The following is a 24,504-nucleotide window of genomic DNA, read 5'->3' on the forward strand; positions in this document are numbered from 1 at the left end:
GCCGCGCCCTTCGCATTTGCCTTCCACTGGCGAGCGTCGCTTACTTCGGCGACAGCACCATCAGCATCTGGCGGCCTTCCATGCGGGGATAGGCCTCGATCTTGGCGATTTCCTCGACGTCCTGCTGGACGCGGCGGAGGAGGTCCATGCCGAGCTGCTGGTGCGAAAGCTCGCGCCCGCGGAAGCGCAGCGTCACCTTGACCTTGTCTCCGTCCTCGATGAAGCGCACGACATTGCGCATCTTCGTGTCGTAGTCATGGTCGTCGATGTTCGGACGCATCTTGATCTCCTTGATCTCCTGCGTCTTCTGCGTCTTGCGAGCGGCGTTGGCCTTCTTCTGCGCCTCGTACCGGTACTTGCCCACGTCGAGGAACTTGCACACCGGCGGGTCGGCGTTCGGCGAAACCTCAACGAGGTCGAGGCCGACATCCATGGCCTGCTCGATCGCCTGGCGCGTGTACATGACGCCGAGGTTCTCACCGTTCTCGTCGATGACGCGAACCTTGTCGGTCTGGATCATGTTGTTGTAGCGCGGTCCACTCTTGACCGGTGGCGTCATCATGCGCCGGGGTGGGGGTGCTATATGCGTTCTCCTGAGTCGTTACTGTCGACGTGGCGGGATTCGGCGGTCATTAATGCGATTCGTGCTCCCGCGCAAAGCGGGATTTCGCAACGCTGCATCTGGGGCCCCGAGCCGGTTTCCCGGCAAGGCGCGCGATATAGGTATTCATGCCGCCTTTCGCCAGAGCGGATAACGCACAAGCTGCCCGCGCGCCGGAACCAGCGCCTCGATCGCCTCCACCGGTTGCAGGGCGGAGAGGATCGCCGGATCGCCCGCGTTCATGCCCCCGGTCAGCGCACCGAAGGCGGGGAGGATCAGCCGGTTGCCGCCGCGCACCGCGCAGGGCCGTGCGATCCGCCGACCGCGCGCCTCAATCATCAGGCGCGGGTGGAAATGGCCCGAGACTTCCGCCTCCTGCGTCCCCGGCAGTGCCTGATGCCGCAGCGCCAACCCGCCGAGCACCAGTTCCTCCAGCCGCGTCCCGCCTGCCTCGGCGCCCAGATGCGGATCATGGTTGCCGGTGATCCACACCCAGTCGAGCGCGCGGGTGAGGGCGGCCAGCATCCCTGCCGCGTGGGGTTCCAGCCGGTCCGGCCCGCGGCTGTCGTGGAAATTGTCCCCCAGCGCGAAGACCCGCCGCGCCCCCGTAGCCCGCACTGCCGATGCTAAACGCTCCAGCGTTTCGCGGCTGTCGTAGGGCGGCAGCATCTGGCCGGTGCGGGCGAAGAAGCTGGCCTTCTCCAGATGGAGGTCCGCCACCAGCAGTGCCTGTTCGCGCGGCCAGTAGAGTGCGCTCGCGCCTTTGCCGCCGCCGTCGAGCAGCAGCATTTCCTCACCGCAGAACGAAAAGGGAACCATGGCTTTCCCTTGCCGCAGCCTGTCCGATTTGGCAAGCGCCGCGCAAAGCAAAGGCTGCCAGAACGGGCGGACCCTGCCATGAGGACACCGATGACTGACTGGACCCCTTTCACCGCCCGCGCCAGCGACTGGTTCCGCACCCTGCGCGACCGCATCTGCGCCGAGTTCGAGGCGATCGAGCGCGAGGCCGGTTCGGACTCCGCCTTCGACTACACCCCCTGGCAGCGCGCCGCCGTCGAGGGTGAGGGCGCCGAGACCGGGGGCGGCACGCGGGGCCTGATGAAAGGGCGCGTGTTCGAAAAGGTCGGCGTCAACATCTCCACCGTATCGGGCGGGCTGGCGAAGGACTTCGCCGCGACCATCAGCGGTGCTTCGGCCGAGAACAACGCCTTTTCGGCCACCGGTATCAGCCTTGTCGCGCATATGGCGAACCCGCATGTCCCGGCGGTCCACATGAACACCCGCTTCCTGACCACCACCAAGGCGTGGTTCGGTGGCGGGGCCGACCTCAACCCGCCGCTGCCCTATGCCGAGGATACCGAGGCATTCCACGCCGAGTTCAAGGCGGCCTGCGATGCCCACGGCGCGGACTACTACGACCGCTTCCGGGCCTGGGCCGACGAGTATTTCTACATCCCCCACCGCAAGGTCCATCGCGGCGTCGGCGGCATCTTCTACGACCACCTCGAATGCGCCGACGAGGCCGCGTGGGAGGCCAACTTCGCCTTCACGCAGGCCGTAGGCGAGGCGTTCCTCGCCGTGTTCCCTCGCCTCGTCCGTCGCCGCATGGGGATGGAGTTCACTCCCGCCGACAAGGCGACCCAGCTGGAATGGCGCGGGCGCTACGCCGAGTTCAACCTCGTCTACGACCGGGGGACGCTGTTCGGCCTGAAGACCGGCGGCAACATCGACGCCATCCTGATGAGCCTGCCGCCCGAGGCCACCTGGAGCTGAGGGTTTCGTTGAATAAAAACGGGCTGTTTGTGTCGGGGATCTGAGCGGCGCGGAGCCGGTTTTGCAGGTCAGGAATGGCGGAAAACATCGGTTTTTGGTTGCCGTCGGATGCGGTTTCCGTGTGCGGACGGTGTGACCTTCCGCGTGCAGCGCTTTTCCGGCCGCTCGATGCCGGTACGCGAAAGGGGGGAGGGCGAGCCTTCGCGGCATCAGATCACATTCGGGCCGTGTAGGAAAATGGGGCGCGCGTGCGCCGCATTTCAACCTGACCTCTACGCCGTCTGCGCAGGCAGGGGCCTATCCCAAGCTCGCGTCCTTACGGTGAGCAAGGTGTCGTGCCGAAAGACCTGATGGGCCCCTGCCTGCGCAGGGGCGAGGGGCGGAGAGAGCGCTTCTTCATTTCGTCATTGCGAGCGTAGCGAAGCAATCCAGCGTCACGGGCCGACCTTGGATTGCTTCGCTGCGCTCGCAATGACGAAACGGGGAGCCCCGGTTGCCCGCGCACACTCCCCCCGTTACGCTTGCGCCCATGATCTCCCGCCCGCTCGCCCCCCGCTCGCTGGATAGGCGCTCGCTCGCGCTGGCGGCGCTTTCGACCGTGGTGGAGTGGTACGACTTCACGCTCTACCTCTACCTCGCGACGGTGCTGTCGCGGGTGTTCTTCCTTGGCGAGGACGCGGTGCTGACGGCGCTGCTGGGCTTCGCCATGGCCTATCTCATGCGGCCCGTCGGGGCGATGGTGTTCGGCCATTTCGGCGACCGGCACGGACGGCGCGCGACGCTGCTGGCATCGATGGCGCTGATGACGGCGGCGATGCTCGTCACCGCGCTGCTGCCGACCGCCGCCCAGATCGGGCCGATGGCAGGCGTGCTGCTGCTGGCCCTGCGCTGCGTGATGGGCTTCGCGGTGGGCGGCGAGTACACCGGGGTCGTCGCCTACCTGCTCGAAGGCGCACCCCGGCACCGGCGCGGGCTGGTGACGTCGCTGGCGGCGGCGACCAGCGAGATCGGCGGGCTACTGGCGGCGGGCGTCTCGGCGCTGACCGTCAGCCTGCTGCCGACGCCCGCGCTCGACGGCTGGGGCTGGCGCATCCCGTTCCTGTTCGGCGCGGCGCTGGCGGGCGTGATCCTGCTGGCCCGCGCCGCCATGGCCGAATCGCCCGAGTTCGAGGAACGGCGCGAGGCGGGCACGCTAGAGAAGCGCCCGCTCGGCCATGCCCTGTCGCGCCACCGCGCCGGGATAGCGCGCGGTTTCGCGATCTCGGCGCTGGGCTCGATCACGTACTACGTCGGGATCACCTATGTGCCGGTCTACCTGACTTCGGCGGGCAGCCTGACCGAGGCGGAGGCCCTGCAACTGGCGACGATCGCGGCGGCGGCGGTGATCGTGGTGACGCCCTTCGTGGGCCTCGCCTCCGACCGCTTCGGGCGCCGCCCGGTGCTGGTGGCGCTGGCGATCCTGTGCGCCGCGCTGCCCTTCACGCTGTTCAGCCTGCTGGCGGGCGCCTCCGCAGGCGCGGCGCTGACCGGCGCGGTCGTGCTGGCGATGCTGGCGGGCGGCGTCAGCGCCGTCGGCGCGGTGGCGACGGCCGAACAGATGCCCGCCGAAGGTCGCCTCAGCGGCCTCGCGCTCGGCGCAACGACGGCGACCGCGCTGTTCGGCGGCCTCACCCCATGGCTGGCGCAAGTCCTGACCGAACGCACCGCTGCGCCAACTGCGCCGGGAGTGATGATCGCACTGGTGGCGCTGGGCGTGCTGCCGGTGCTGTGGAGGTTGCCGGAGACGCGGCCCTAGTTCGTCATTGCGAGCGCAGCGAAGCAATCCAAGGTCGGCCCACGTCGCTGGATTGATTCGCTGCGCTCGCAATGACGAACTGGGGTATCACGCCGCCGGCTTCTGCACCGTCAGTTCGAGGCCGAGCGCGGTCAGGACCGAAGTCAGGGTTTCCAGCGTCGGATTGCCGTTCTCCGAAAGCGCGGCATACAGCGCCTGTCGCCCCATACCGGTCTTGCGCGCGATTTCGGTCATGCCCTTCGAGCGTGCCACGTCGCCGAGGGCGCTGGCGATATGCTTGGGGTCGTTCCCCTCCATCGCCGCTTCGAGGTAGTAGAGGATGTCCTCTTCCGTCTCGAGGTGCCTCGCGGGATCAAAAGGATACAATTTCAAAGCCATCTCGTATCTCCCTGGCCATCTCCCTGGCCTTGGCGATATCACGGAACTGGGAATCCTTGTCACCGCCGTTCAGCAGGATGACGAGGACGTCTTCCTGCCACATGAAGTAAATCCGGTAGCCCGGACCGAAATGCAGGCGCAGTTCCTGCACGCCTTCGCCGACCGGCTTGGCATCTCCCGCATGTCCATCGGCGAGGCGCCTGAGCCGATCGTTTATGCGGACTCTCGCTCGTCGATCTCGAAGGTCATCGAGCCAGGTTCTGAACACTCCTGACTCGATGATCTCGACTTGTCCTTTGTAAAGGACATTCAGTTTGTCGTCAAATTCGTCCGGCATCGTGATTGCGGATCATCACCGCTACGCTGCGACGATGAAGTTAAAACCGTGAAAGCGGCCCTCGTCCTCTACCTCCCGAACTTCCGCTGCGTCTTGCCGAACCGCATCTTGCGCGTTCCCGGCTTGCCCTCGTTGCTGCGCCCGACCCTCGGTGCCTTGTGTTCGGCCTCGGGCAGTCCGAGTTCGCTCTGTTCCAGGCGCCTGATCTCGTCGCGCAGTCTGCCGGCTTCCTCGAACTCCAGGTCCGCTGCCGCTGCGCGCATGCGTTTTTCGAGGTCTTCGATGTAGGCGCGCAGGTTGTGGCCGACGAGGTTGTTGGTGCTGTCGTCCTCGAGGTCCACGACCACGCCGTCGCGGCTGGCGGTGTCGGCCACGATGTCGGCGATGCGGCGCTTGATCGTCTGCGGGGTGATGCCGTGTTCGAGGTTGTATTCCTCCTGCTTGGCGCGGCGGCGGTCGGTTTCCGCCATCGCCCGTTCCATCGAGCCGGTGATGCGGTCGGCGTAGAGGATCACGCGCCCGTCGACGTTGCGCGCGGCGCGGCCGATGGTCTGGATGAGCGAGGTTTCCGAGCGCAGGAAGCCTTCCTTGTCGGCATCGAGAATGCAGACGAGGCCGCATTCGGGGATGTCGAGGCCCTCGCGCAGCAGGTTGATGCCGATCAGCACGTCGTACACGCCCATGCGCAGGTCGCGGATCAGCTCGATGCGCTCCAGCGTCTCGACGTCGGAGTGCATGTAGCGCACGCGCACGCCCTGTTCGTGCATGAACTCGGTCAAATCCTCGGCCATACGCTTGGTGAGGGTGGTGACGAGCGTGCGGTAGCCCTTGGCGGCCACTTCCTTGCACTGGGCGATGCAGTCCTGCACCTGATCCTCGACCGGGCGAATCTCCACCGGCGGGTCGATCAGGCCCGTCGGGCGGATGACCTGCTCGGCGAAGACGCCGCCGGTCTGTTCCATCTCCCACCCGCCGGGCGTGGCGGAAACCGCGAAAGTCTGCGGGCGCATCGCGTCCCACTCGTTGAACCTCAAGGGCCGATTGTCGATGCAGCTGGGCAGGCGGAAGCCGTACTCGGCCAGCGTGATCTTGCGACGGTGGTCGCCGCGCGCCATCGCGCCGATCTGCGGCACCGTCTGGTGGCTCTCGTCGATGAAGAGGAGCGCGTTGTCGGGCAGGTATTCGAACAGCGTCGGCGGCGGCTCGCCGGGGAGGCGGCCGGTCAGGAAGCGGCTGTAGTTCTCGATCCCGTTGCACGATCCGGTGGCGGCGATCATTTCGAGGTCGAAGTTGGTGCGCTGTTCGAGGCGCTGCGCTTCCAGCAGCTTGCCCTCGATCTCAAGCTCCTTCAGCCGCTCGGTCAGCTCGAATTTGATCGCCTCGCTCGCCTGCCGCATCGTCGGGCCGGGGGTGACGTAGTGCGAGTTCGCATAGACGCGCACCTTCTCCAGCACCGCGCCCTTCTTGCCGGTGAGGGGATCGAATTCGGCGATCTCCTCGATCTCGTCGCCGAAGAAGCTGATGCGCCAGGCCACGTCCTCCAGATGGCTGGGGAACAGTTCCAAGTTGTCGCCGCGCACGCGGAAGTTGCCGCGCGCGAAGGCCACGTCGTTGCGCTTGTACTGGAGGGCGACGAGCTTGCGGATGATCTCGGTCTGGTCCTGCGCCTTGCCGGTGATCAGGTCGAAGATCATCGCCGAATACGTCTCGACCGAGCCGATGCCGTAGAGGCACGACACGGACGCGACGATGATGACGTCGTCCCGTTCCAGCAGCGCGCGGGTGGCCGAGTGGCGCATCCGGTCGATCGCCTCGTTCACCGAGCTTTCCTTCTCGATGTAGGTGTCCGACCGGGGCACGTAGGCTTCGGGCTGGTAGTAGTCGTAGTAGGAGACGAAATACTCGACCGCGTTGTCCGGGAAGAAGTCCTTGAACTCGCCATAGAGCTGCGCGGCCAGGATCTTGTTGGGGGCAAGGATCAGCGCGGGGCGCTGCAGGTGCTCGATCACCTTGGCCATCGTGAAGGTCTTGCCCGAGCCGGTCACGCCCAGCAGCACCTGCGTCTTCTCGCCTTCCTCGGCCGTCGCGACGAGGTCGGCGATGGCGGTCGGCTGGTCGCCGGCGGGGGCGTAGTCCGAGACGATCTTGAACGGCCGTCCGGGCATCGACTTGTCGGGGCGTTGCGGCTTGTGGGGGACGAAGGCGCCCGTGGTATCGGGTTCTTCAAGGCCGCGGCGAATGATGAGCTCTGCCATGGCGGAACATATGGGGTATATCCCGGCGCTCGGCAACAGGACGTTGGTGTGTGCGCAGGGGAGGTGATACCTCGCCCTTATCTCTTGGAGAGGAGAACACGATGAAGGGCAGGATCATGATCGCCGCAGCCGCCGCACTGGCGCTGGCTGCATGCGGATCGAAGGACGACACCGCCGCCGAAGGGCCGAAATCTGCCGAGGCGGTGAAGCAGGAGGCCGCCAAGCTCGAAACCCCCGACCCGGGCGAATACAAACAGACGGTCGAGATCACCCGCTTCGAGGTGCCGGGCATGCCCAAGGAAGCCGCCGACCAGATGAAGGCGATGATGACCGCGAAGCAGGAAAGCACCCTGTGCCTGACGAAAGCCGACGCCGAAAAGGGCTATCGCGACATGTTCAAGGGCGTCGGCAAGGGGAACGAGTGTTCTTATTCGAAGTTCGACGTTGATGGCGGCCGTCTCGATGCCCAGATGGATTGCCAGTCCGCGCAGGAAGGCAAGGCGGTCATGAAGCTTAAGGGTACGGTCAGCCGCGACGGTTCAGACGTCACGGTGGACATGGACACCAGCGGCGGCACCGCGCCGATGGGCACGATGAAGATGACGATGCACCTGACGACCACCCGCCTCGGCGAGTGCCCGACATCGTAGTGAAAGACATCATGAGGTAACGCGAAGGCCGATGGATCCGCTGGACGAGGAACAGGAACGCTTCGCAGGATCCCTGCGCGACGCCATCGCGCGTCGCGCCGCCTTTGCCCGCGAACAGCACCCCGAAGGCGTGCGCAAGCCCCCTATCGAGCTGATGTGGGCCGAACTGCGCTCGCTCTATCGCGGTGGGCATCGCGGGCAAGCGGTCAAGTCGGCCGTGAGCCCGATGCCGGTCATGCTGCTGCCGGGCTTCGGCTCGCATCCCAAGCGGATGAAGCCGATGGCCGATGCGCTCGCGGCCGCGGGGCACCATGTCCACCAGTGGGGGCTGGGGCTCAACCTCGGGCCGAACGAACGCAATTTCTCGTACCTGATGCGGCGCGTCTCGATCATCGCACGGGAGAACTGGCACCCGGTCGCGCTCGTCGGCTGGTCGCTCGGCGGCCTGTTCGCGCGTGAGATCGCCCGGCGCGAGCCGCACCTCGTCGCCAAGGTCATCACCATGGGCACGCCGTTTTCCGGCGACCCGCGCGCCAACAATGCGTGGAAGGCCTATCAGGTGGTAACGGGGCATTCGGTGGACCGCCCGCCGATCGACTGCGATTTCTCGGTCAAGCCGCCGGTGCCGACGGTGGCGCTGTGGAGCCCGCGCGACGGCATCATCCAGCCCCGCGCCGCCGCCGGCTGGCCCCACGAACGCGACCGCGCCGTGGCCATCCGCTGCAGCCACCTCGACTTCGCCAGCTCGCCCAAGGTGGTGGCGGAGGTGCTGCGCCAGCTGGACGTGAAGGAGTAGCGGCGTTCCGCCGTCACGCGGTTGTCGTCATCGAGATGCATGGCTACCCCGCACACGGCTCGTCCCGCGCGGGGCTCGCGTTTTCGCAATTGCTTTGGAAATGGCGAAGATCCAGCGGCTTAGGCCCGCCCGTACAGATACCCCGAAGGAGATCGTTTCCCGATGTTGCGCAAGGTGGCCCGCGGCTGGGCGCTGGCATGGTTCGCCCTGATCGTCTCGCCCGCGCAGGCGCAGCTGATCCCCACTCCCGCAGCCGAGGAATCCAAGGCGGCCGAGACGTCCGCCCCGACGCCTGCCGCAGCGCCCGCGCCCGTGGCCGATCCCTATGGCCGCGAGACGCCGCGCGATGCCGTGTCCGGGCTGCTTTCGGCGCTGGCCGAGCGGGACTATGCGCTGGCCGCGCACTATTTCGATGCGCGCTCCAACGGCGAGCAACTGGCGAAGGAAATGCAGGCGGTGCTCGACGCGGGCGGCTCGCTGCTGCCGTTCGGCGCGCTGTCGGACGATGCGGCGGGCGTGCTCGACGATGGCCTGAAACCGAACGAGGAGCGCGTCGGCAACCTTGCCGATCCTGACAAGACCCCGATCGTCCTGACCCACGGCACCACCCGCTCGGGCGCGCGGGTATGGCGCATTTCGCGCGAGACGAGCGCGGCGGCGCATACGCTCCAGCCGAAGACCGCGCCGGAGGCCGATGAAGGGCCGGAGATCGCGGGCGCGTCGCTGGAGGACTGGGTCCGCCTGTTGGGCATTGCCGCACTGGTGTTCCTCGGCTTCCAGGCGGTCAACGCGGGCATTCTGTTCGCGATGGGCCGCATGATCGCGGACAAGGAGAACAGCCGCGTCTACCGGCTGACGCAGGCGGCGATGCCGCCGCTCAGCCTGTTCTTCGCCTCGGTTGTCTTCACGATCTGGGCGGGCTCGATGCCGGTCTCGATCGTCGCGCGCCAGTTGCTGCTGCGCTACGTCGGCGTCTTCGCGTGGGTGGCGCTGGCCTGGTTCCTGTTCCGCATGGTCGATTCGGTATCGGGCCTGCTCATCAGCCGCATGGTCGGGCAGGAGCGGCGGCAGGCGGTCTCCGTCGTCACCCTGATCCGCCGCGCGGCCAAGATCCTGCTGCTGTTCATCGCCGTGGTGGCGGTGCTCGACACCTTCGGCATCGACGTGACGACGGGCGTCGCCGCGCTCGGCATCGGCGGTATCGCGCTGGCGCTCGGCGCGCAGAAGACGGTCGAGAACCTCGTCGGCAGCGTCACCCTGATCGCCGACAAGCCGGTGCAGGTGGGCGACTTCTGCAAGGTGGGCACCGTTACCGGCACGATCGAGGACATCGGCATCCGCTCCACCCGCATCCGCACGCTGGAGCGCACCGTCGTCACCATTCCCAACGGCGATTTCTCCTCGCGCCAGATCGAGAACTACGCCCAGCGCGACCGCTTCCTGTTCAACCCGCTGATCGGGGTGGAATACGGCATCGGCTCGGCCAAGCTGCTGGAGGCGGTGGAGCTGATCGAGGACATCCTGAACGGCCACGACCGCATCATCAAGCCGGGCGCGCGGGCGCGGTTCAAGAACTTCGGGGCCAGTTCGCTCGATATCGAGGTGTTCTCCTACATCGAGGCGGCGGACTTCGACGAGAGCCTGGTGATCCGGCAGGACTTGCTGCTGTTGATCTTCGCCGGACTGGAAAAGGCCGAGATCGGCATCGCCTTCCCGACCAGCACCGTTCACCTCACGCCGCACAAGGCCCCAACCGAGCGGCCCGCCTCGCTGGCGGTGGACGCGGAGCCTTCGTGAGGGTTCCGACGTCTCCTTGAATCGTCATTGCGAGCGTAGCGAAGCAATCCCGCGGTCCAACCCAGCATAGGAGCCGACCATGGATTGCTTCGCTACGCTCGCAATGACGAAAGAGGGAATGAGGCGTTGCTCAGTTCACCGGCGCGCGGCGGCGGTAGCTCAGCGCTTCGGCGACGTGGATGCGCGTGACTGCTTCCGACCCGGCGAGGTCGGCGATCGTGCGGGAAACCCTGAGGATCCGGGTGTAGCCGCGCGCGGACAGGCGCATCGCCTCCGCCGCCTGCATCAGCAGCCGCCGTCCCGCCTCGTCCGGGGTGGCGTGGGCTTCGAGCAGGTCGCCGTCGAGTTCGGCGTTGGAGCGGGCCTTGGTGCCTGACAGCCGCGCGGTCTGGACCTGCCGGGCGCGCGCGACCCTTGCCGCGACTTCGGCGCTGCCTTCGGCAGGCGGGGGCAGGGCAAGGTCGGCGGCGCGCACCGGGTCCACTTCCACATGCAGGTCGATGCGGTCGAGCAGCGGGCCGGACACCTTGCTCTGGTAATCCGCCGCGCAGCGCGGCGCGCGGGAGCAGGCGAGGGCGGGGTCGCCGAGATGCCCGCAGCGGCACGGGTTCATCGCCGCCACCAGCTGCACCCGCGCCGGATAGGTGAGGTGCGCATTGGCCCGCGCGACGGTGACTTCGCCGGTCTCCAGCGGCTGGCGTAGCGAATCGAGGGCCTGGCGCTGGAACTCGGGCAGTTCGTCGAGGAACAGCACGCCCAGATGCGCCATCGAGACTTCGCCGGGGCGCACCTTGATGCCCCCGCCGGTCAGCGCGGCGATCGAGGCGGAGTGGTGCGGCGCCCGGTAGGGCCGCGCCCGGCTGATGCGTCCGCCCTCCAGCGTGCCCGCGACCGAGGCCACCATCGATACCTCCAGCGCCTCTGCCGGGGTGAGTTCGGGCAGGACGCCGGGCAGGCACGAGGCGAGCAGCGACTTGCCCGCGCCGGGAGGGCCGACCATCAGCAGGTTGTGCGCACCCGCCGCCGCGATCTCCAGCGCGCGGCGGGCGGTTTCCTGCCCCTTGACCCGGCGCAGGTCGGGGCCGTGCGTGGGCGCCTCCACCTCCCCCGGCGGGGGCGGGAGCAGCACCTGCTGGCCGCGCAGGTGGTTGAGCAGGCTGATGAGGTTTGGCGCGGCGACCACCGGCACCCCGCTCGCCCAACGGGCCTCCGACCCTTGCGAGGCAGGGCAGATCAGCCCCCGGCCATGCTCGCTGGCATGAAGCGCGGCGAGCAGCACGCCGGGGGAGGGGATTACCCGCCCGTCGAGCGCGAGTTCGCCCACCGCCACGAAATCGCCCAGTTGCTCGGCGTCGATCACCCCCATCGCGGCAAGGAGGGAGAGCGCCACCGGCAGGTCGAAGTGGCTGCCTTCCTTGGGAAGGTCGGCGGGGGAGAGGTTCACGATGATCCGCTTGGGCGGCAGCGCAAGGCCCATCGCGGTGAGGGCCGCGCTGACCCGCTGCTGGCTTTCGCGCACTGCCTTGTCGGGCAGGCCGACGAGCGTGAAGCCCGGCATCCCCGGCGCGATCTGGCACTGCACCTCGACGGCGCGCGCCTCCAGCCCGAGGTACGCGACAGTCGAGACGATGGCGACCACGGACGAGCCTCTCTTGCAGAACGGCCCCGGTCTATCCGCGATCCGCCGCGCTTCGGCCATCGCCAAATTCATGCCTTACAGCACTTTAACCGCACCCGTGAGGTCGTGGGTAAGGGTATCCTCGGCATAGGCTGTCAATGCGCTCGCTTACCGCATGTCTCGCACTTGGCTGCCTGTTCGCTGTGTCCCCCCTGTCGGCACAGGTGATCGAGTACGAGAGCGTCGATGGTTATGCCGATTCCGTCGTCACCGGTAGCGAGCGCACCCTCTTCACCACCGCTGTCGAAACCGCCGCGCTGCCGGACGGCCCCGCCTACGGCCCGTTCCGCGTGCTCGACGAAGGCCGCGCCGCGCTCGTCGACGTCACCGACACGCGCACGCCCGGCCAGTTCGCGGCGATGCTGCGCGACCATCCCGGCATCGGCATGATCGAGATGATCGACTGCCCCGGCACCGAGGACGACCTCGCGAACCTCGAAGTCGGCCGCATGATCCGCGCGAAGGGCATCGCCACGCATGTCCCGAGCGGCGGCTCGGTGCGATCGGGCGGGGTGGAGCTGTTCCTTGCCGGATCGCGCCGCTATGCCGATGCGGGCTCCGAGTTCGCGGTGCATTCCTGGCAGGACGACACCGGCCTCGAACCCTCGGACTACGCCGCCACCGCGCCCGAGAATCGCCGCTACACCGATTACTACCGCCAGATGGGCATGAGCCCGAGCGAGGCGGAGGCGTTCTATGCCATGACCAATTCGGTGCCGTTCTCCTCCGCCCGCTGGTTCGGCGCGGGCGAGATGAGCCTGTGGGTGCCGTTGGGCACCTGATTTCCAATCAGCCGAACAGCGACGCCAGCCAGCCGCGCTTCCTTGGCGGCGGCGTCGACCCCGAGGCCCTGATGAGATAGTTAGCCAGTACCGCCGCCTGGCTCTTGGTCATCATGATGCGGGTGACGGCGGGCGCGTCCTTGTGCGCCCAGGTGTCCCGCTCATGCGTCTGGACCGAGAGCATCATGCGCGAGCCGAGATCCTGCGAGGTCCAGCCGACCAGCACCCCGAAGCGTTCGCTGGCATCGTCCTGCAAAATCGATCCCCTGCCTGCCATCCGTGCGCGGGCATGATCGGTCATCGGCCGGGCGCGCGCCATACTGGTAAATGGGGAAGTGACCATGGCTTGCGACGGACCGCCTTTCGCGACGGATGAAGCATTCGCGGGGCACTCGGCCTTGACTCTCGAACGGCGCTTCAGTATCGGCGCCCCACGAGTTCAGCGGTCGTCCGGTTCGGGCGGCCCTTTTTGTTCGATTTTCGAGGTTTGACATGAAGCGCACTTTCCAGCCGAGCAACCTTGTTCGCGCCCGCCGTCACGGCTTCCGCGCCCGTACCGCGACTGTCGGTGGCCGCAAGGTTCTCCGCGCCCGTCGCGCTCGCGGCCGCGCCAAGCTGTCGGCCTGATTCGCCGGTAACGGCAGGGGTTCGCCCCTGCCAAAAGCGGCGCCATCCCACGCTTTCGCCTTGCGCGAGGGCTTGGGCTGGCGCCGTTTTGCTTTGGCGCGAATCGCTCCCGTAGTATTTGCGCCGGGCAATGCCTAGCTTGCCCGCGATGCCCGACGCCTACGCGATCCTGACCCGTCGTTCGGACTTCCTTGCCGCCAATCGCGGCCTGCGAGTCGCGCGTCCGGGCTTCGTGCTGCTCGCCAACCGGAACGAGGGGCTGGGGCGGCGCGCCGGAATCACGGTGACGAAGAAGATCGGCAACGCCGTCGTGCGCAATCGCATGAAGCGGCGCTTCCGGGCGCTGCTGCGCGAACTGCTTCCCGAGCATGGCCTGAACGACACCGACCATGTGCTGATCGGCCGTGAGAGCGGCGTGGAGCGCGACTTCGACAAGCTGCGCGGCGAACTGATCGCCGCCCTTGGCCGCGCGCGCGACGGCAAGGGCGATCCGCCCCGAAATCCCAACAATCGCAAGCGCGGTCCGCGCAAGTGACGCAGCGCTCGCCCTTGAAGCGAATCGGGGGCTTCCTCGTCTCGCTGCCGGGGCTGGCGCTGATCGGCATCGCGCGGCTCTGGCAGATCGGCCCTTCGGCGATCATGCCGCCCACCTGCCGCTATTCGCCGTCCTGTTCGCAGTACGCCATCGAGGCGGTGCGACGGCATGGTGCGATCAAGGGTGGATTGCTGGCGCTGTGGCGTCTATTGCGCTGCAACCCGTGGGGCGGGCACGGGCACGATCCCGTGCCGGACTGACCGGAACCAGCAGAACAAGCCGGTGGCCTTCGCGCCGCCGCCGACCGGAATACGAGCAGGAAACAGGCTTTCGTGGAAAACCAGCGTAATATCATCCTTGCGGTCCTGCTGACCGCGCTCGTGCTGTTCGGCTGGGAGGCCGGGGTCGGCTATTTCTATCCGCAGGCCAAGACGCCGACGCAGACGGTTGCGGCGGGCGGTGCGGAAAACGCCACCAAGCCGACCAAGCCCACCCGCGAGGGCGGCCTGATCGACGCCGCCGACCGCACGCTGGAAGCCACCGACCTCAAGACCGAACTGGCTTCGGCCGGTCGCGTCAAGATCGCGGCGCCGGGCCTGTCGGGCTCGATCAACCTGACCGGCGCGGTGGTCGACGACCTCGTCATCAACCGCCACCGCGAGACGGTGGAGAAGAACTCCGGCCCGGTGCGCATCTTCTCGCCCGCCGGAACTCCGGCGCAGCAGTTCGCGCAGGTCGGCTGGCTGGGTGAGGGCGGCGTCGCCGCGCCGACCGCCGCGACCGTCTGGACCGCGCCCGCGAATGCCGTGCTCACGCCCAGCACCCCGGTCACGCTGACCTGGGCCAACCCCACCGGCCAGCGCTTCGCGATCACCTATTCGATCGACCAGAACTACATGATTACCGCGAAGCAGACCGTGGAGAACGCGGGCGGCAACGCGGTTTCGGTCAAGCCCTTCGCCCTCGTCAACCGCACCGAGAAGACCGCCAGCCTCGACACCTGGAACGTCCACTCCGGCCCGATCGGCGCCTTCGACGGCTCGGTGAGCTTCGCCACCAACTATTCCAACGTCGCCGAGGCCGGCACCGTCAACGAGGCAGGCCGCACCGACTGGATCGGCTTCACCGACGTCTACTGGATGTCCGCGCTGATCCCGGTCGGCGCGAAGGCGCAAAGCACTTTCCGCTCGATGGGCAACCAGATCTTCCGCGCCGACATCGTCTACGACCAGTCGGTGATCCAGCCGCGCACGCGCCAGAGCGTGACCACCAAGATCTTCGCGGGCGCCAAGGAGCACAAGGTGCTCGACGCCTATGAAGCGCAGGGCATCGCCAACTTCGGCCTCGCCATCGACTGGGGCTGGTTCCGCTGGTTCGAAAAGCCGATCTTCTGGCTGCTCACCAAGCTGTTCAGCCTCGTCGGCAACTTCGGCGTCGCCATCATTCTGCTGACCGTCATCGTGCGCGGCATGATGTTCCCGGTAGCCCAGCGCCAGTTCGCCTCGATGGCCGCCATGAAGGCGATCCAGCCGAAGATGAAGGCGCTGCAGGAGCGCTACAAGGACGACAAGCAGAAGCAGCAGCAGGAGATCATGGCCCTCTACAAGCAGGAGAAGGTCAATCCGCTGGCGGGCTGCCTGCCGATGTTCCTGCAGATTCCGGTGTTCTTCGCGCTCTACAAGACGCTGATCCTTGCGATCGAGATGCGCCACCAGCCCTTCGTGCTGTGGATCAAGGATCTCTCCGCACCCGATCCGCTGCACATCCTGAACCTGTTCGGCCTGCTGCCGTTCGACCCGCCCAGCTTCCTGGCGATCGGCCTGCTCGCGCTGCTGCTCGGCGTGACGATGTACCTGCAGTTCCAGCTTAACCCGGCCCAGATGGACCCGGCGCAGCAGCAGGTGTTCAAGCTGATGCCGTGGTTCATGATGTTCGTCATGGCGCCGTTCGCGTCGGGCCTGCTGGTCTACTGGATCACGTCCAACATCCTGACCATCGGCCAGCAGAAGTTCCTCTACAGCCGCCACCCGCAGCTGAAGGCGCAGGCCGAGAAGGACGCGGCGGACAAGGCGCGCGCGGAGGCTCGCGCCAAGTGAGTGACGACAAAGACCTTGCCGAACTGACGGAGCGTGCGCGCAAGCTGTTCTCGGGACCGGTGACGTTCCTGAAGTCGGCCCCGTCGCTCCAGTTCCTCCCCGATCCCAGCGCGCCCGAGATCGCCTTCGCGGGCCGGTCGAACGTGGGCAAGTCGTCGCTGGTGAACGCGCTGGTGGGCCGCAAGGCCATCGCGCGCACTTCGGTGACGCCGGGCCGCACGCAGGAGTTGAACTTCTTCGACGTGGCCGAACCGCTCAGGTTCCGCCTCGTCGACATGCCCGGCTACGGCTTCGCCAAGGCCCCGCCCAAGGTGGTGGAGACCTGGCGCCGTCTGGTACGCGATTACCTGCGCGGCCGCGTGGTGCTCAAGCGCACGCTCGTCCTCATCGATTCGCGCCATGGCGTGAAGCAGGTCGATCTCGACATGATGGAGATGCTGGACCAGGCCGCGGTGGGTTACCGCCTCGTCCTGACCAAGGCGGACAAGATCAAGGCCACCGAACTGGAGGCCGTCCACGCCGCCACCGTGGCCGAGGCGCGTAAGCATCCGGCGGCGTTCCCGGTCGTTCACATCACCAGCTCGGAAAAGGGCATGGGGATCGATGAACTGCGCGCCGCCGTGCTGGGCGATTCGGAGCTCTGAACCCAATTCCTCCCCGAGCTTGCTCGGGGAGGGGGACCGCCGCGAAGCGGTGGTGGAGGGGGAGCACCTCGCGCCAATCCCCCTCCGTCAGCCCTGACGGGCTGCCACCTCCCCGAGACAAGCTCGGGGAGGAATTAATTTACGAAGATCGCCGGAAACCGCATCTTCACCTCTACACTGTACCATCGAACAGCGATTTCCGTTTATGACGATTGCGTGACACCGCGTGGTCCCCTATGGGGCGCGGCTTCACGCGCAGGGATGAAAAGGAGATCTCGCCGGTGCGCCAGATTGCCGTTCTTCCCTACCGCACCGTCGGGCCTGCCGTTGACGCGCCGATCCAGATCCTGCTCATCACGTCCCGCCAGTCCCGCCGCTGGGTGATTCCCAAGGGCGGGCTGATGAAGGGGCTCCAGCCCCACGCCGCCGCCTCGAAGGAAGCGGAAGAGGAAGCGGGCGTGCTGGGCGCGACCTGTCCGGTGCCGCTGGGCTCCTATCGCTACCGCAAGCAGCGCAATTCCGGGGCCTATGTCTGGGCCGACGTCGACGTCTATCCCTTCGCCGTCACCGACGAGCTTTCCACATGGGACGAACAGCACCAGCGCGAACGCCGCTGGTTCTCGCTCGCGGAAGCGTCTACGGCGGTCGACGAAGAGGATCTTCGGGCCCTCATACGTTCCTTTGGCGCAAGAGAATTCCGCGCCGCCGCCAGTCCCGCGCGCCTGTTCGGCGCTGCCGTGGATACGGTGGCCAGCAAGACAGGGGTCAATGCCATGTTCGCCTGGTTCCAGAAGCTGCTGCCCGAGCAGGGCAACTTCTTCGACCTGTTCGAGAAGCAGGCCGCGACGCTCGTCGCCGGTGCCGACGCGCTGGCGCGTCTGGCGCAGGGTGGCCCGGGTCGCGCCCAGCACATCCGCGAGATCGCCGAGCGTGAGCACGACGCCGACGACATCACCCGCGAAGTGCTCCAGACGGTGCGCCGCAGCTTCCTGACGCCGTTCGACCGCTCGGCCATCACCAGCCTCATCAACACGATGGACGATGCCATCGACGAGATGCAGCAGACGGCCAACGCCTCGGACCTCTACGACGTCACCGAGTTCGAGCCCGAGATGATCGACATGACCGCGATCATCGTCGACGCCGCGCGCCTGACCGCAGAGGCGATCCCGCTGTTGCGCAAGATCGGCGACAACGGCCACCGCCTCCACGAACTGACCGAGCGCCTCGTGCGCATGGAAGGCCACGCGGACGAGATTCACGCCGCGGGCCTCAAGCGCCTGTTCAAGGCGGACCTCAAGGAGCCGATGCACTTCTTCGTCCGTCAGGAGATGTTCAAGCGCCTCGAGCGCGTGGTCGACCGTTTCGAAGACCTCGCGAACGAGATCGATGGGCTGGTCATCGACCACTCGTAAGACGATGGCGCAAGCAACCGTGAACACCACACTTCGTCATTGCGAGCGTAGCGAAGCAATCCATGGCGGTATGCAACGCCGGGGATTGCTTCGTCGGCTTCGCCTCCTCGCAATGACGAACGGTTGGGCCTGATCCGATGGACCACAGTCTCGCCCTGCCGCTGCTGATCGGCCTTGTCGCGCTCGCGCTGGCCTTCGATTTCCTCAACGGCCTGCACGACGCCGCCAACGCCATCGCGACGGTGGTGGCGACGCGGCTGCTCTCGCCGGTATTCGCGGTGCTGTTCGCGGCGGCGGGCAATTTCGCGGCCTATTTCTTCGTCGGCCTCCACGTCGCGGAGACGGTGGGCAAAGGCATCATCCAGGTCGATGCGGTGACGCCCGCCGTGGTGTTCGGCGCACTGGTGGGCGCGATGTTCTGGAACGTGCTGACCTGGATCAAGGGCATCCCCTCCAGCTCCAGCCACGCGCTGATCGGTGGCCTGCTCGGCGCGGGAATGGCCCACGGCGGCTTCGCGGTCGTCGAAAGCTCGGGTACGGTGAAGACTATCGCGGCGATCTTTGTCTCGCCGGTGCTGGGCTTCGGCATCGCCATGGCCCTGATGCTGGTGACGAGCTGGCTGTTCAAGGGCACCTCGCCCCGCCAGTCGAACGGTATCTTCAAGAGCCTGCACCTGCTGTCGAGCGCGGCCTATTCGATCAGCCACGGCGGCAACGACGCGCAGAAGACCATGGGCATCATCGCGGTGCTGCTCTATTCCACCGGGCACATGCAGGGCGGCTTCCACGTGCCCCACTGGGTCGTGTTGTCGTGCTACGTCGCGATTTCGCTCGGTACGCTGTCGGGCGGGTGGAAGATCATCAAGACGATGGGTTCCAAGCTGACCAAGCTGAACCACCACTCCGGCTTCTGCGCCTCCACCGCCGGTTCGATCGTGGTGTTCGGCGCCTCGGCGCTGGGCATCCCGGTGTCCACCACCCACGCCATCACCGGCTCCATCGTCGGCACCGGCGCGGCGCGCCGTTCCAGCGCCGTGCGCTGGTCGGTGGCGAGCCGGGTGATCGTGGCCTGGTTCGTGACCATCCCTGCCAGCGCGGCGGTGGGCGCGGCGTTCTACCTGCTGACGCGGGCGTTCTGATCTTTCACCCCCATCCAAGCTACGCCAGGCCCTGACGGACCAGGCTTCGCTATCCTTCCCCCATCAAGGGGGAAGGGCGGGAAACCTTCCCCCTTGATGGGGGAAGGATACGCAGGCTTGGCAGCTTGCTGCCTAGCCGCAGTTGGATGGGGGTGACGCTCCCCACCCTCGACACATCGCCCGCCAGCGCCTAGGCCCGGCTTTCAGCCAAATTGGCAGCCATCCCGAGGAACGCCGCCCCGTGAAGCTCATCATCGGCAACAAGAACTATTCGAGCTGGTCGCTGCGCGGCTGGCTCGCGTGCAGGCAGTCGGGCCTGCACTTCGACGAGATCACCGTTCCGCTGTTCGGCGAGGAATGGGAAGCGTTCAAGAAAGCCTCCGACGACCTCGCCCCCAGCCACGGCAAGGTGCCGATCCTGTGGGACGGCGACGCGGTGGTGTGGGACAGCCTGGCCATCGTCGACTACCTTGCGGACAAGGTCGGCCGCGACCGCTTCTGGCCCAAGGAGGACGCCGCGCGCGCCATGGCGCGTTCGATGGTCGCGGAGATGCACTCCAGCTACCTCGCCCTGCGCCGTACCTGCCCGATGAACATCCGCGCGCGGGTGGAACTGCCCGGCCTCGACGACGAGACGCGCGGCGACATCGTGCGCATCCTGACCCTGTGGGCAGAGGCGCGGGCGCGCTTCGGCAAGGGCGGGCCGTTCCTGTTCGGCACCTTCGGCGCGGCGGACGTGTTCTACGCGCCCGTGGTCAGCCGCTTCCTGACTTACGGCATCGGCGTCCCCGGCTTCGCGCAGGCTTACATGCAGGCGGTGTGGGAACACGAATGGATGCAGGCGTGGATCGCCGCCGCCGAGGCGGAGGACTGGGTGATCGAGCAGTACGAACATCCGGTGGCCGGCTGATGCGCAAGTTCGCACTGCTACTGGCCGCGCTGGCGACGCTCGTTTCCACGCCGTCGTTCGCGTGGGGCTACCTCGGCCACGGCACCATCGGCGCGATCGCATGGGCCAACGTCAAGCCGAGCACCCGCGCGGCGATGCGCCGCCTGATGGCGCACCAGGCCGAACTCGATACGCCCGAATGCGCCATGACCTCGATCGAGAAGGTCGCCACCTGGCCCGACTGCATCAAGGGCGAGAAGGGCCGCTGGTCCTACCAGAGTTCGTGGCATTACCACGACCAGCCGATCTGCGGGACGTTCGACCTCAAGCAGCTTTGCCGCGACGGCATGTGCGCGACCGCGCAGATCATCCGCAACGAGAAGCTGCTGGCGAACCGCAAGCTGGCTCCGGTGCTGCGGCTGGAGGCGCTCTCGCTCGTCGTGCATTTCGTCGGCGACATCCACCAGCCGCTGCATGTGGGCGAGAACGAGGACATGGGCGGCAACGCGGTGAAGGCCGACTACGGCGATGCGCCGGGCCGCAACCTGCACTCGATCTGGGATACCACGCTGGCCGAGCGTGCCATCACCTCGGCCCGCCCGCCGCTGGTGCGCGTCTACAGCGCGGCGGAAAAGGCGCAGCTCGCCACCGGCGGGCTGGAGGACTGGACGCGCGAGAGCTACGAGATCAGCCGCGATTTCCTCTATCCGCTGGCCTTCGGCGGCAAGCTGCCCTGTAACGTAGGGGGTGGGGTCAAGGAGCCGCAGAAGGTCGTCTGGACCAACGCCGCAATCGAGCAGGCCATCCCCGTGGTGGACGAACGCATCGAGCGCGCCGGGCTGCGGCTGGCGCAGATGCTGGACAAGGCGCTGGGGTGACGTCGTCCCGGACCTGATCCGGGACCGCTGGCCGTGAACGGCCGAGTGTGCCGCCAACACCTGCCTAAAGACAGCCACCGGTCCCGGGTCGAGCCCGGGACGACGTTACGCTCAGAAGGTAGTCATGCCCAAATCCGGCTCCAACACCCGCGCGTTCCTGCTGCTTGGTCTCGTCATGCTGTTCTGGGCGGGGAACTCGATCACCGGCCGGGCGGTGCGCGATGACATCCCGCCGTTCACGCTGGCCTTCGGGCGCTGGCTGATCGCGGTGCTGGTGCTGCTGCCTTTTGCCGCGCGTCAGGTCTGGGCGGAGCGGGCGGCGGCGCTGGCCGGATGGCGCTGGATTCTGGCGCTCGGCTTCCTCGGCATCGTTTGCTTCAATTCGTTCATCTATTCCGGCCTCCACCATACCAGCGCGGCCAATGCCCTGCTGTTGCAGGCTTCGATCCCGGCGCTGGTGCTGGTGCTTGACCGGGTGATCTTCGGCGGACGGGCGGGGGCGATGCACACGCTCGGCGTGGTGGCCTCGACCATCGGCGTCGTCGCCATCGTGTTCCGGGGCGACATGTCCGCACTGACTACCCTGAGGCTGGGCGCGGGCGATGCGCTGATCCTGTGCGGCGTGGTGGTCTGGGGCCTCTACACCGTGCTCCTGCGCAAGAAGCCGCCGATCGCCTCGGGCAGTTTCCTGCTGCTGGTCTTCCTGATCGGCGCACTGGCCATGGCCCCGCTCGCTGCGTGGGAGGCGTCGCAGGGGCTGGCGGTGCACTGGAGCCCCGGGGTCATCGCGGCCTTCGCCTATGTCGGCGTGTTCCCCTCGGTGCTGGCGTACTTCATCTACAACGCGGCGACGGCAAGGCTGGGCGCGGCGCGTTCGGGGCAGGCCATCACGCTGATGCCGCTGTTCGGCGCGCTGCTCTCCGCATTGCTGCTGGGCGAGACGCTGGAGGGCTACCACTTCCTCGGCATGGCGCTGATCCTTGCCGGGATCATGCTGTCGGCGGTGGATCTGGGGCGCCAGCGCAGCAGCTGAGTTACCCTCATTTCGTCATTGCGAGCACAGCGAAGCAATCCAGCGTCGCGAGCCGACCGTGGATTGCTTCGCTGTGCTCGCAATGACGAACGACGACGTCAGTTGCCGGCCAACCGCCGCATCCCCTCCGCCATGCCCGCCAGCGCCTCGCGCCTCGGCCTTGCCCGGAGCGCCTCGAACATCGCCCGGTAATGCGCATGGGGCACGAAAGTCGGCCCTTCACTGATGTGGTCCAGCGCGAGGCGGGCGACTTCGGCGGGGCTTTGCAGGTTGGCGAGGCCCTCCATCCCGGCGGTGGCTTCGGTGTCGGTGGCGCCGGGGCAGAGCGTCAGCACGTCGATCCCGGTGCCCAGCATCTCGCCCCACAGCGCTTCGCCGAGCGCCACGACCAGCGCCTTGGTGGCCGAATAGGCGGCGGAATAGGGACAGCCGATCAGTCCCTCGACCGAGGCGGTGAACAGCAGCCCGCCCTTGCCGCGGGCCCTCAGGCGCGGGATCAGGCCGTGGGCGAGCTGCATCGGCGCGTGGCAGTTGACGGTGAGCATCCGCGCCATGGCAGCGGCGTCCAGCGCCTCGAACGCGCCCTTGATGTTGAACCCGGCGTTGCTGACGACGAGGCCGATGTCGATCCCGTCGGTCTCCTCAAGGATGCGCGTAGGCGTGCCGGGATCGCCGAGGTCGGCGCCGACCACCGTGGTGCGCACGCCGTGGGAGGAGAACAGCCGCTCCGCCAGCGCGTCCAGCCGGTCGGTGCGCCGCGCGGTGAGCACCAGTTCGAAACCGCGTGCGGCCAGTTCCTCCGCGAAGGCGAGCCCAATGCCCGAGGATGCGCCCGTCACCAGCGCGACGGGGCCGTAATGCTCGCGGAATCGGTCGGTCATGGTCCTCTCCTTTGCAGCGGAGAAGACGGGTCCGGCTGGCGCTTGTCCAGCCGAGAACCACAAGATCGCTCAGACGGCGGTGAGGAACAGGCCCGCCAGCGCCGCGCTCATCAGGTTGGAGAGGCTGCCCGCCGCCAGCGCGCGGATGCCGAGCCGGGCGATGATCGGGCGCTGGTTGGGCGCGAGGCCGCCGGTCACGGCCATCTGGATCGCGATCGAGGAGAAGTTGGCGAAGCCGCACAGGGCGAACGTCACCACCGCGACGGTGCGCGGGGAGAGGCCCGAATCCTTGCCCAGTTCGATGAACGAGACGAACTCGTTCAGCACGATCTTGGTGCCGAACAGGCCACCCGCGTGCATCGCCTCGGTCCAGTCGGGCGTGGCGAGGAGATAGAAGACGGGCGCGAAGACGTAGCCGAGCAGCGCCTGGAACGTCACGCCCTGGAAGCCCAGCAACCCGCCAAGCCAGCCGACCACGCCATTGGCGAGCGCGATCAGCGCCACGAAGGCGAGCACCATGGCGCCGACCGCGACCGCCAGCTTGACGCCGGTCTGCGCACCCTGCGAGGCGGCCATGATGATGTTGGCGGGCTTTTCTTCCTCATGCTCCACCGCCTCGGGCTCGTCGACGTGGACGCCGGGGAGGTGAGTCACGTCGGCGCGGTTCATCGCGGCGGCGGCGGCGCCTGCCGGGGGCAGGGTGCTCTCGTGGACCTCGCCCTCTTCCACTGCCACGGGGCGCGGATCGGGCATGATCATCTTGGCCATGAAGATGCCGCCCGGCGCCGACATGAACGCGGCGGCGACGAGGTAGTCGATGCGGATGCCCATCGAGGCATAGGCGGCGAGGATCGTGCCCGCCACGCCCGCAAGGCCCACCGTCATCACGCAGAACAGCTGCGAGGGGTTGAGCGAGGCGAGGTAGGGCCGGATCACCAGCGGGGCCTCGCTCTGGCCGACGAAGATGTTCGACGCGGCGCACAGGCTCTCGACCTTGCTGATCCCCGTCACCTTCTCAAGCGCGCCGCCGATCCAGCGGACCACCAGCGGCATGATCTTGAGGTAATAGAGAATCGAGATCAGCGAGGCGAAGAAGATGATGACGGGCAGCGCCGCGATGGCGAAGCTGGTGCCGCCGATCTCGGGCGAGGCGAGCGGGCCGAACAGGAACGCCACGCCTTCGTGCGCATAGCTCAGCAGTCCCTCTACGCCGCTGGCCGCGCCGCGCAGCATGCGGTTGCCGAACGGCACGTAGAGCACCAGCGCGGCAAGCCCGGCCTGCAATGCGAAGGCCGCGCCCACCACGCGCGGGCGGATCGCCTTGCGGTCGGTGGAAAGCAGGAAGGCTGCCGCCATGATGAGAACGATGCCGATCAGGCTATAGGCGACATGCATCGAGGCGCTTGGCTCCGGTAGAAAGTTTGGGGGGAAGCAGCCGCCGACCCTAGAGGGCCGGGAAGCGCAGGGCTAGAGCCTTTTGAGCCGCCGTCCCGCAAGGCGACAGGTTTACACGGTTTACACGGTG

At 67.2% G+C, this 24,504-nt stretch carries 25 protein-coding genes; 16 read left to right on the forward strand and 9 right to left on the reverse strand.

Annotation, left to right across the window (positions count from 1 at the left end; translation table 11 throughout):
• Positions 1-40 precede the first annotated feature (40 nt).
• A complete protein-coding gene (gene infC / locus LO787_RS21530; protein WP_232493026.1) occupies positions 41-562 on the reverse strand; it encodes a translation initiation factor IF-3 in 522 nt (173 codons plus the stop codon).
• Positions 563-727: 165 nt separating this feature from the next.
• Positions 728-1,420, reverse strand: a complete 693-nt coding sequence (gene pdeM, locus LO787_RS21535) for a ligase-associated DNA damage response endonuclease PdeM (RefSeq protein ID WP_232493027.1) — start codon at positions 1,418-1,420, stop codon at positions 728-730.
• Between the two features lie 90 nt (positions 1,421-1,510).
• Between pdeM and hemF the strand changes: the two genes are divergently transcribed.
• On the forward strand, positions 1,511-2,374 hold the full coding sequence (hemF, locus tag LO787_RS21540) for an oxygen-dependent coproporphyrinogen oxidase (protein ID WP_232493028.1): 864 nt from the start codon (positions 1,511-1,513) through the stop codon (positions 2,372-2,374).
• 529 nt (positions 2,375-2,903) lie between these two features.
• The gene (locus tag LO787_RS21545) at positions 2,904-4,169 is read left to right on the forward strand and encodes an MFS transporter (RefSeq protein WP_232493029.1); all 1,266 of its coding nucleotides are present in this window, start codon (positions 2,904-2,906) and stop codon (positions 4,167-4,169) included.
• Between the two features lie 87 nt (positions 4,170-4,256).
• Here the strand turns inward: LO787_RS21545 and LO787_RS21550 are convergent, their stop codons facing one another.
• From LO787_RS21550 to uvrB, 3 genes are all read right to left on the reverse strand, one after another.
• The gene (locus LO787_RS21550; protein ID WP_232493030.1) at positions 4,257-4,547 is read right to left on the reverse strand and encodes an addiction module antidote protein; all 291 of its coding nucleotides are present in this window, start codon (positions 4,545-4,547) and stop codon (positions 4,257-4,259) included.
• Positions 4,522-4,884: a type II toxin-antitoxin system RelE/ParE family toxin gene (locus LO787_RS21555; RefSeq protein ID WP_232493031.1), complete on the reverse strand. Its 363-nt coding sequence runs from the start codon at positions 4,882-4,884 to the stop codon at positions 4,522-4,524. The genes LO787_RS21550 and LO787_RS21555 overlap by 26 nt, the downstream gene beginning before the upstream one ends.
• A 68-nt stretch (positions 4,885-4,952) precedes the next feature.
• Complete coding sequence (gene uvrB / locus LO787_RS21560) at positions 4,953-7,139, reverse strand: excinuclease ABC subunit UvrB (protein WP_232493032.1); 2,187 nt, start codon at positions 7,137-7,139, stop codon at positions 4,953-4,955.
• A gap of 101 nt (positions 7,140-7,240) precedes the next feature.
• On the opposite strand from uvrB, the gene LO787_RS21565 reads away from it, so the two are divergent.
• From LO787_RS21565 to LO787_RS21575, 3 genes are all read left to right on the forward strand, one after another.
• A complete protein-coding gene (locus LO787_RS21565; RefSeq protein WP_232493033.1) occupies positions 7,241-7,789 on the forward strand; it encodes a DUF3617 domain-containing protein in 549 nt (182 codons plus the stop codon).
• A gap of 31 nt (positions 7,790-7,820) precedes the next feature.
• Positions 7,821-8,585: an esterase/lipase family protein gene (locus LO787_RS21570; protein WP_232493034.1), complete on the forward strand. Its 765-nt coding sequence runs from the start codon at positions 7,821-7,823 to the stop codon at positions 8,583-8,585.
• A 162-nt stretch (positions 8,586-8,747) separates the two neighbouring features.
• A complete protein-coding gene (locus LO787_RS21575) occupies positions 8,748-10,382 on the forward strand; it encodes a mechanosensitive ion channel family protein (protein ID WP_232493035.1) in 1,635 nt (544 codons plus the stop codon).
• Positions 10,383-10,512: 130 nt separating this feature from the next.
• Here the strand turns inward: LO787_RS21575 and LO787_RS21580 are convergent, their stop codons facing one another.
• The gene (locus LO787_RS21580; protein ID WP_232496390.1) at positions 10,513-12,021 is read right to left on the reverse strand and encodes a YifB family Mg chelatase-like AAA ATPase; all 1,509 of its coding nucleotides are present in this window, start codon (positions 12,019-12,021) and stop codon (positions 10,513-10,515) included.
• 182 nt (positions 12,022-12,203) lie between these two features.
• On the opposite strand from LO787_RS21580, the gene LO787_RS21585 reads away from it, so the two are divergent.
• Positions 12,204-12,842, forward strand: coding sequence for an alpha/beta hydrolase (locus LO787_RS21585; RefSeq protein ID WP_420847770.1), 639 nt, complete (start codon positions 12,204-12,206; stop codon positions 12,840-12,842).
• Between the two features lie 7 nt (positions 12,843-12,849).
• On the opposite strand, the gene LO787_RS21590 is transcribed toward LO787_RS21585, so the two are convergent.
• On the reverse strand, positions 12,850-13,143 hold the full coding sequence (locus LO787_RS21590) for a hypothetical protein (protein WP_232493037.1): 294 nt from the start codon (positions 13,141-13,143) through the stop codon (positions 12,850-12,852).
• A gap of 191 nt (positions 13,144-13,334) precedes the next feature.
• Between LO787_RS21590 and rpmH the strand changes: the two genes are divergently transcribed.
• The 10 genes from rpmH (at position 13,335) to LO787_RS21640 (ending at position 22,098) form a co-directional block, all read left to right on the forward strand.
• On the forward strand, positions 13,335-13,469 hold the full coding sequence (rpmH, locus tag LO787_RS21595) for a 50S ribosomal protein L34 (protein WP_008831762.1): 135 nt from the start codon (positions 13,335-13,337) through the stop codon (positions 13,467-13,469).
• 148 nt (positions 13,470-13,617) lie between these two features.
• Positions 13,618-14,004 (forward strand): ribonuclease P protein component, encoded by a 387-nt coding sequence (gene rnpA / locus LO787_RS21600; RefSeq protein WP_232496391.1) that lies wholly within the window; start codon positions 13,618-13,620, stop codon positions 14,002-14,004.
• Positions 14,005-14,018: 14 nt separating this feature from the next.
• The gene (gene yidD, locus LO787_RS21605) at positions 14,019-14,264 is read left to right on the forward strand and encodes a membrane protein insertion efficiency factor YidD (protein WP_232493038.1); all 246 of its coding nucleotides are present in this window, start codon (positions 14,019-14,021) and stop codon (positions 14,262-14,264) included.
• A 72-nt stretch (positions 14,265-14,336) separates the two neighbouring features.
• Entirely contained in the window at positions 14,337-16,100 is a 1,764-nt protein-coding gene (gene yidC / locus LO787_RS21610) for a membrane protein insertase YidC (protein ID WP_232493039.1), read from the forward strand.
• Positions 16,097-16,744 (forward strand): ribosome biogenesis GTP-binding protein YihA/YsxC, encoded by a 648-nt coding sequence (gene yihA, locus LO787_RS21615; RefSeq protein WP_232493040.1) that lies wholly within the window; start codon positions 16,097-16,099, stop codon positions 16,742-16,744. Before yidC ends, yihA begins: the two co-directional genes overlap by 4 nt.
• Positions 16,745-17,025: 281 nt before the next feature.
• Entirely contained in the window at positions 17,026-18,159 is a 1,134-nt protein-coding gene (locus tag LO787_RS21620) for a DUF47 family protein (RefSeq protein WP_232493041.1), read from the forward strand.
• Positions 18,160-18,296: 137 nt separating this feature from the next.
• The gene (locus LO787_RS21625) at positions 18,297-19,298 is read left to right on the forward strand and encodes an inorganic phosphate transporter (RefSeq protein ID WP_232493042.1); all 1,002 of its coding nucleotides are present in this window, start codon (positions 18,297-18,299) and stop codon (positions 19,296-19,298) included.
• Between the two features lie 241 nt (positions 19,299-19,539).
• Positions 19,540-20,208 carry a glutathione S-transferase family protein gene (locus LO787_RS21630; protein WP_232493043.1) on the forward strand — a complete coding sequence of 223 codons (669 nt, stop codon included), beginning with the start codon at positions 19,540-19,542 and terminating at the stop codon, positions 20,206-20,208.
• On the forward strand, positions 20,208-21,065 hold the full coding sequence (locus tag LO787_RS21635) for a S1/P1 nuclease (RefSeq protein WP_232493044.1): 858 nt from the start codon (positions 20,208-20,210) through the stop codon (positions 21,063-21,065). Before LO787_RS21630 ends, LO787_RS21635 begins: the two co-directional genes overlap by 1 nt.
• A 124-nt stretch (positions 21,066-21,189) precedes the next feature.
• Entirely contained in the window at positions 21,190-22,098 is a 909-nt protein-coding gene (locus LO787_RS21640; protein WP_232493045.1) for a DMT family transporter, read from the forward strand.
• A 98-nt stretch (positions 22,099-22,196) separates the two neighbouring features.
• Here the strand turns inward: LO787_RS21640 and LO787_RS21645 are convergent, their stop codons facing one another.
• Together LO787_RS21645 and LO787_RS21650 are read right to left on the reverse strand one after the other, a co-directional pair.
• Entirely contained in the window at positions 22,197-22,979 is a 783-nt protein-coding gene (locus LO787_RS21645; RefSeq protein WP_232493046.1) for an SDR family NAD(P)-dependent oxidoreductase, read from the reverse strand.
• A gap of 69 nt (positions 22,980-23,048) precedes the next feature.
• The gene (locus LO787_RS21650) at positions 23,049-24,374 is read right to left on the reverse strand and encodes a NupC/NupG family nucleoside CNT transporter (protein WP_232493047.1); all 1,326 of its coding nucleotides are present in this window, start codon (positions 24,372-24,374) and stop codon (positions 23,049-23,051) included.
• Positions 24,375-24,504: the final 130 nt, after the last annotated feature.

It is taken from the genome of Novosphingobium kaempferiae, assembly GCF_021227995.1.
GTDB classification, from domain to species: domain Bacteria; phylum Pseudomonadota; class Alphaproteobacteria; order Sphingomonadales; family Sphingomonadaceae; genus Novosphingobium; species Novosphingobium kaempferiae.

What these genes read in the sequence shown, in the direction of transcription:
- infC (WP_232493026.1), bottom strand. Translation starts at nt 562, where the DNA reads ATGATGACGCCACCGGTCAAGAGTGGACCGCGCTACAACAACATGATC.
- pdeM (WP_232493027.1), bottom strand. Translation starts at nt 1,420, where the DNA reads ATGGTTCCCTTTTCGTTCTGCGGTGAGGAAATGCTGCTGCTCGACGGC.
- hemF (WP_232493028.1), top strand. Translation starts at nt 1,511, where the DNA reads ATGACTGACTGGACCCCTTTCACCGCCCGCGCCAGCGACTGGTTCCGC.
- LO787_RS21545 (WP_232493029.1), top strand. Translation starts at nt 2,904, where the DNA reads ATGATCTCCCGCCCGCTCGCCCCCCGCTCGCTGGATAGGCGCTCGCTC.
- LO787_RS21550 (WP_232493030.1), bottom strand. Translation starts at nt 4,547, where the DNA reads ATGGCTTTGAAATTGTATCCTTTTGATCCCGCGAGGCACCTCGAGACG.
- LO787_RS21555 (WP_232493031.1), bottom strand. Translation starts at nt 4,884, where the DNA reads ATGCCGGACGAATTTGACGACAAACTGAATGTCCTTTACAAAGGACAA.
- uvrB (WP_232493032.1), bottom strand. Translation starts at nt 7,139, where the DNA reads ATGGCAGAGCTCATCATTCGCCGCGGCCTTGAAGAACCCGATACCACG.
- LO787_RS21565 (WP_232493033.1), top strand. Translation starts at nt 7,241, where the DNA reads ATGAAGGGCAGGATCATGATCGCCGCAGCCGCCGCACTGGCGCTGGCT.
- LO787_RS21570 (WP_232493034.1), top strand. Translation starts at nt 7,821, where the DNA reads ATGGATCCGCTGGACGAGGAACAGGAACGCTTCGCAGGATCCCTGCGC.
- LO787_RS21575 (WP_232493035.1), top strand. Translation starts at nt 8,748, where the DNA reads ATGTTGCGCAAGGTGGCCCGCGGCTGGGCGCTGGCATGGTTCGCCCTG.
- LO787_RS21590 (WP_232493037.1), bottom strand. Translation starts at nt 13,143, where the DNA reads ATGACCGATCATGCCCGCGCACGGATGGCAGGCAGGGGATCGATTTTG.
- rpmH (WP_008831762.1), top strand. Translation starts at nt 13,335, where the DNA reads ATGAAGCGCACTTTCCAGCCGAGCAACCTTGTTCGCGCCCGCCGTCAC.
- rnpA (WP_232496391.1), top strand. Translation starts at nt 13,618, where the DNA reads ATGCCCGACGCCTACGCGATCCTGACCCGTCGTTCGGACTTCCTTGCC.
- LO787_RS21625 (WP_232493042.1), top strand. Translation starts at nt 18,297, where the DNA reads ATGGACCACAGTCTCGCCCTGCCGCTGCTGATCGGCCTTGTCGCGCTC.
- LO787_RS21635 (WP_232493044.1), top strand. Translation starts at nt 20,208, where the DNA reads ATGCGCAAGTTCGCACTGCTACTGGCCGCGCTGGCGACGCTCGTTTCC.
- LO787_RS21640 (WP_232493045.1), top strand. Translation starts at nt 21,190, where the DNA reads ATGCCCAAATCCGGCTCCAACACCCGCGCGTTCCTGCTGCTTGGTCTC.
- LO787_RS21645 (WP_232493046.1), bottom strand. Translation starts at nt 22,979, where the DNA reads ATGACCGACCGATTCCGCGAGCATTACGGCCCCGTCGCGCTGGTGACG.
- LO787_RS21650 (WP_232493047.1), bottom strand. Translation starts at nt 24,374, where the DNA reads ATGCATGTCGCCTATAGCCTGATCGGCATCGTTCTCATCATGGCGGCA.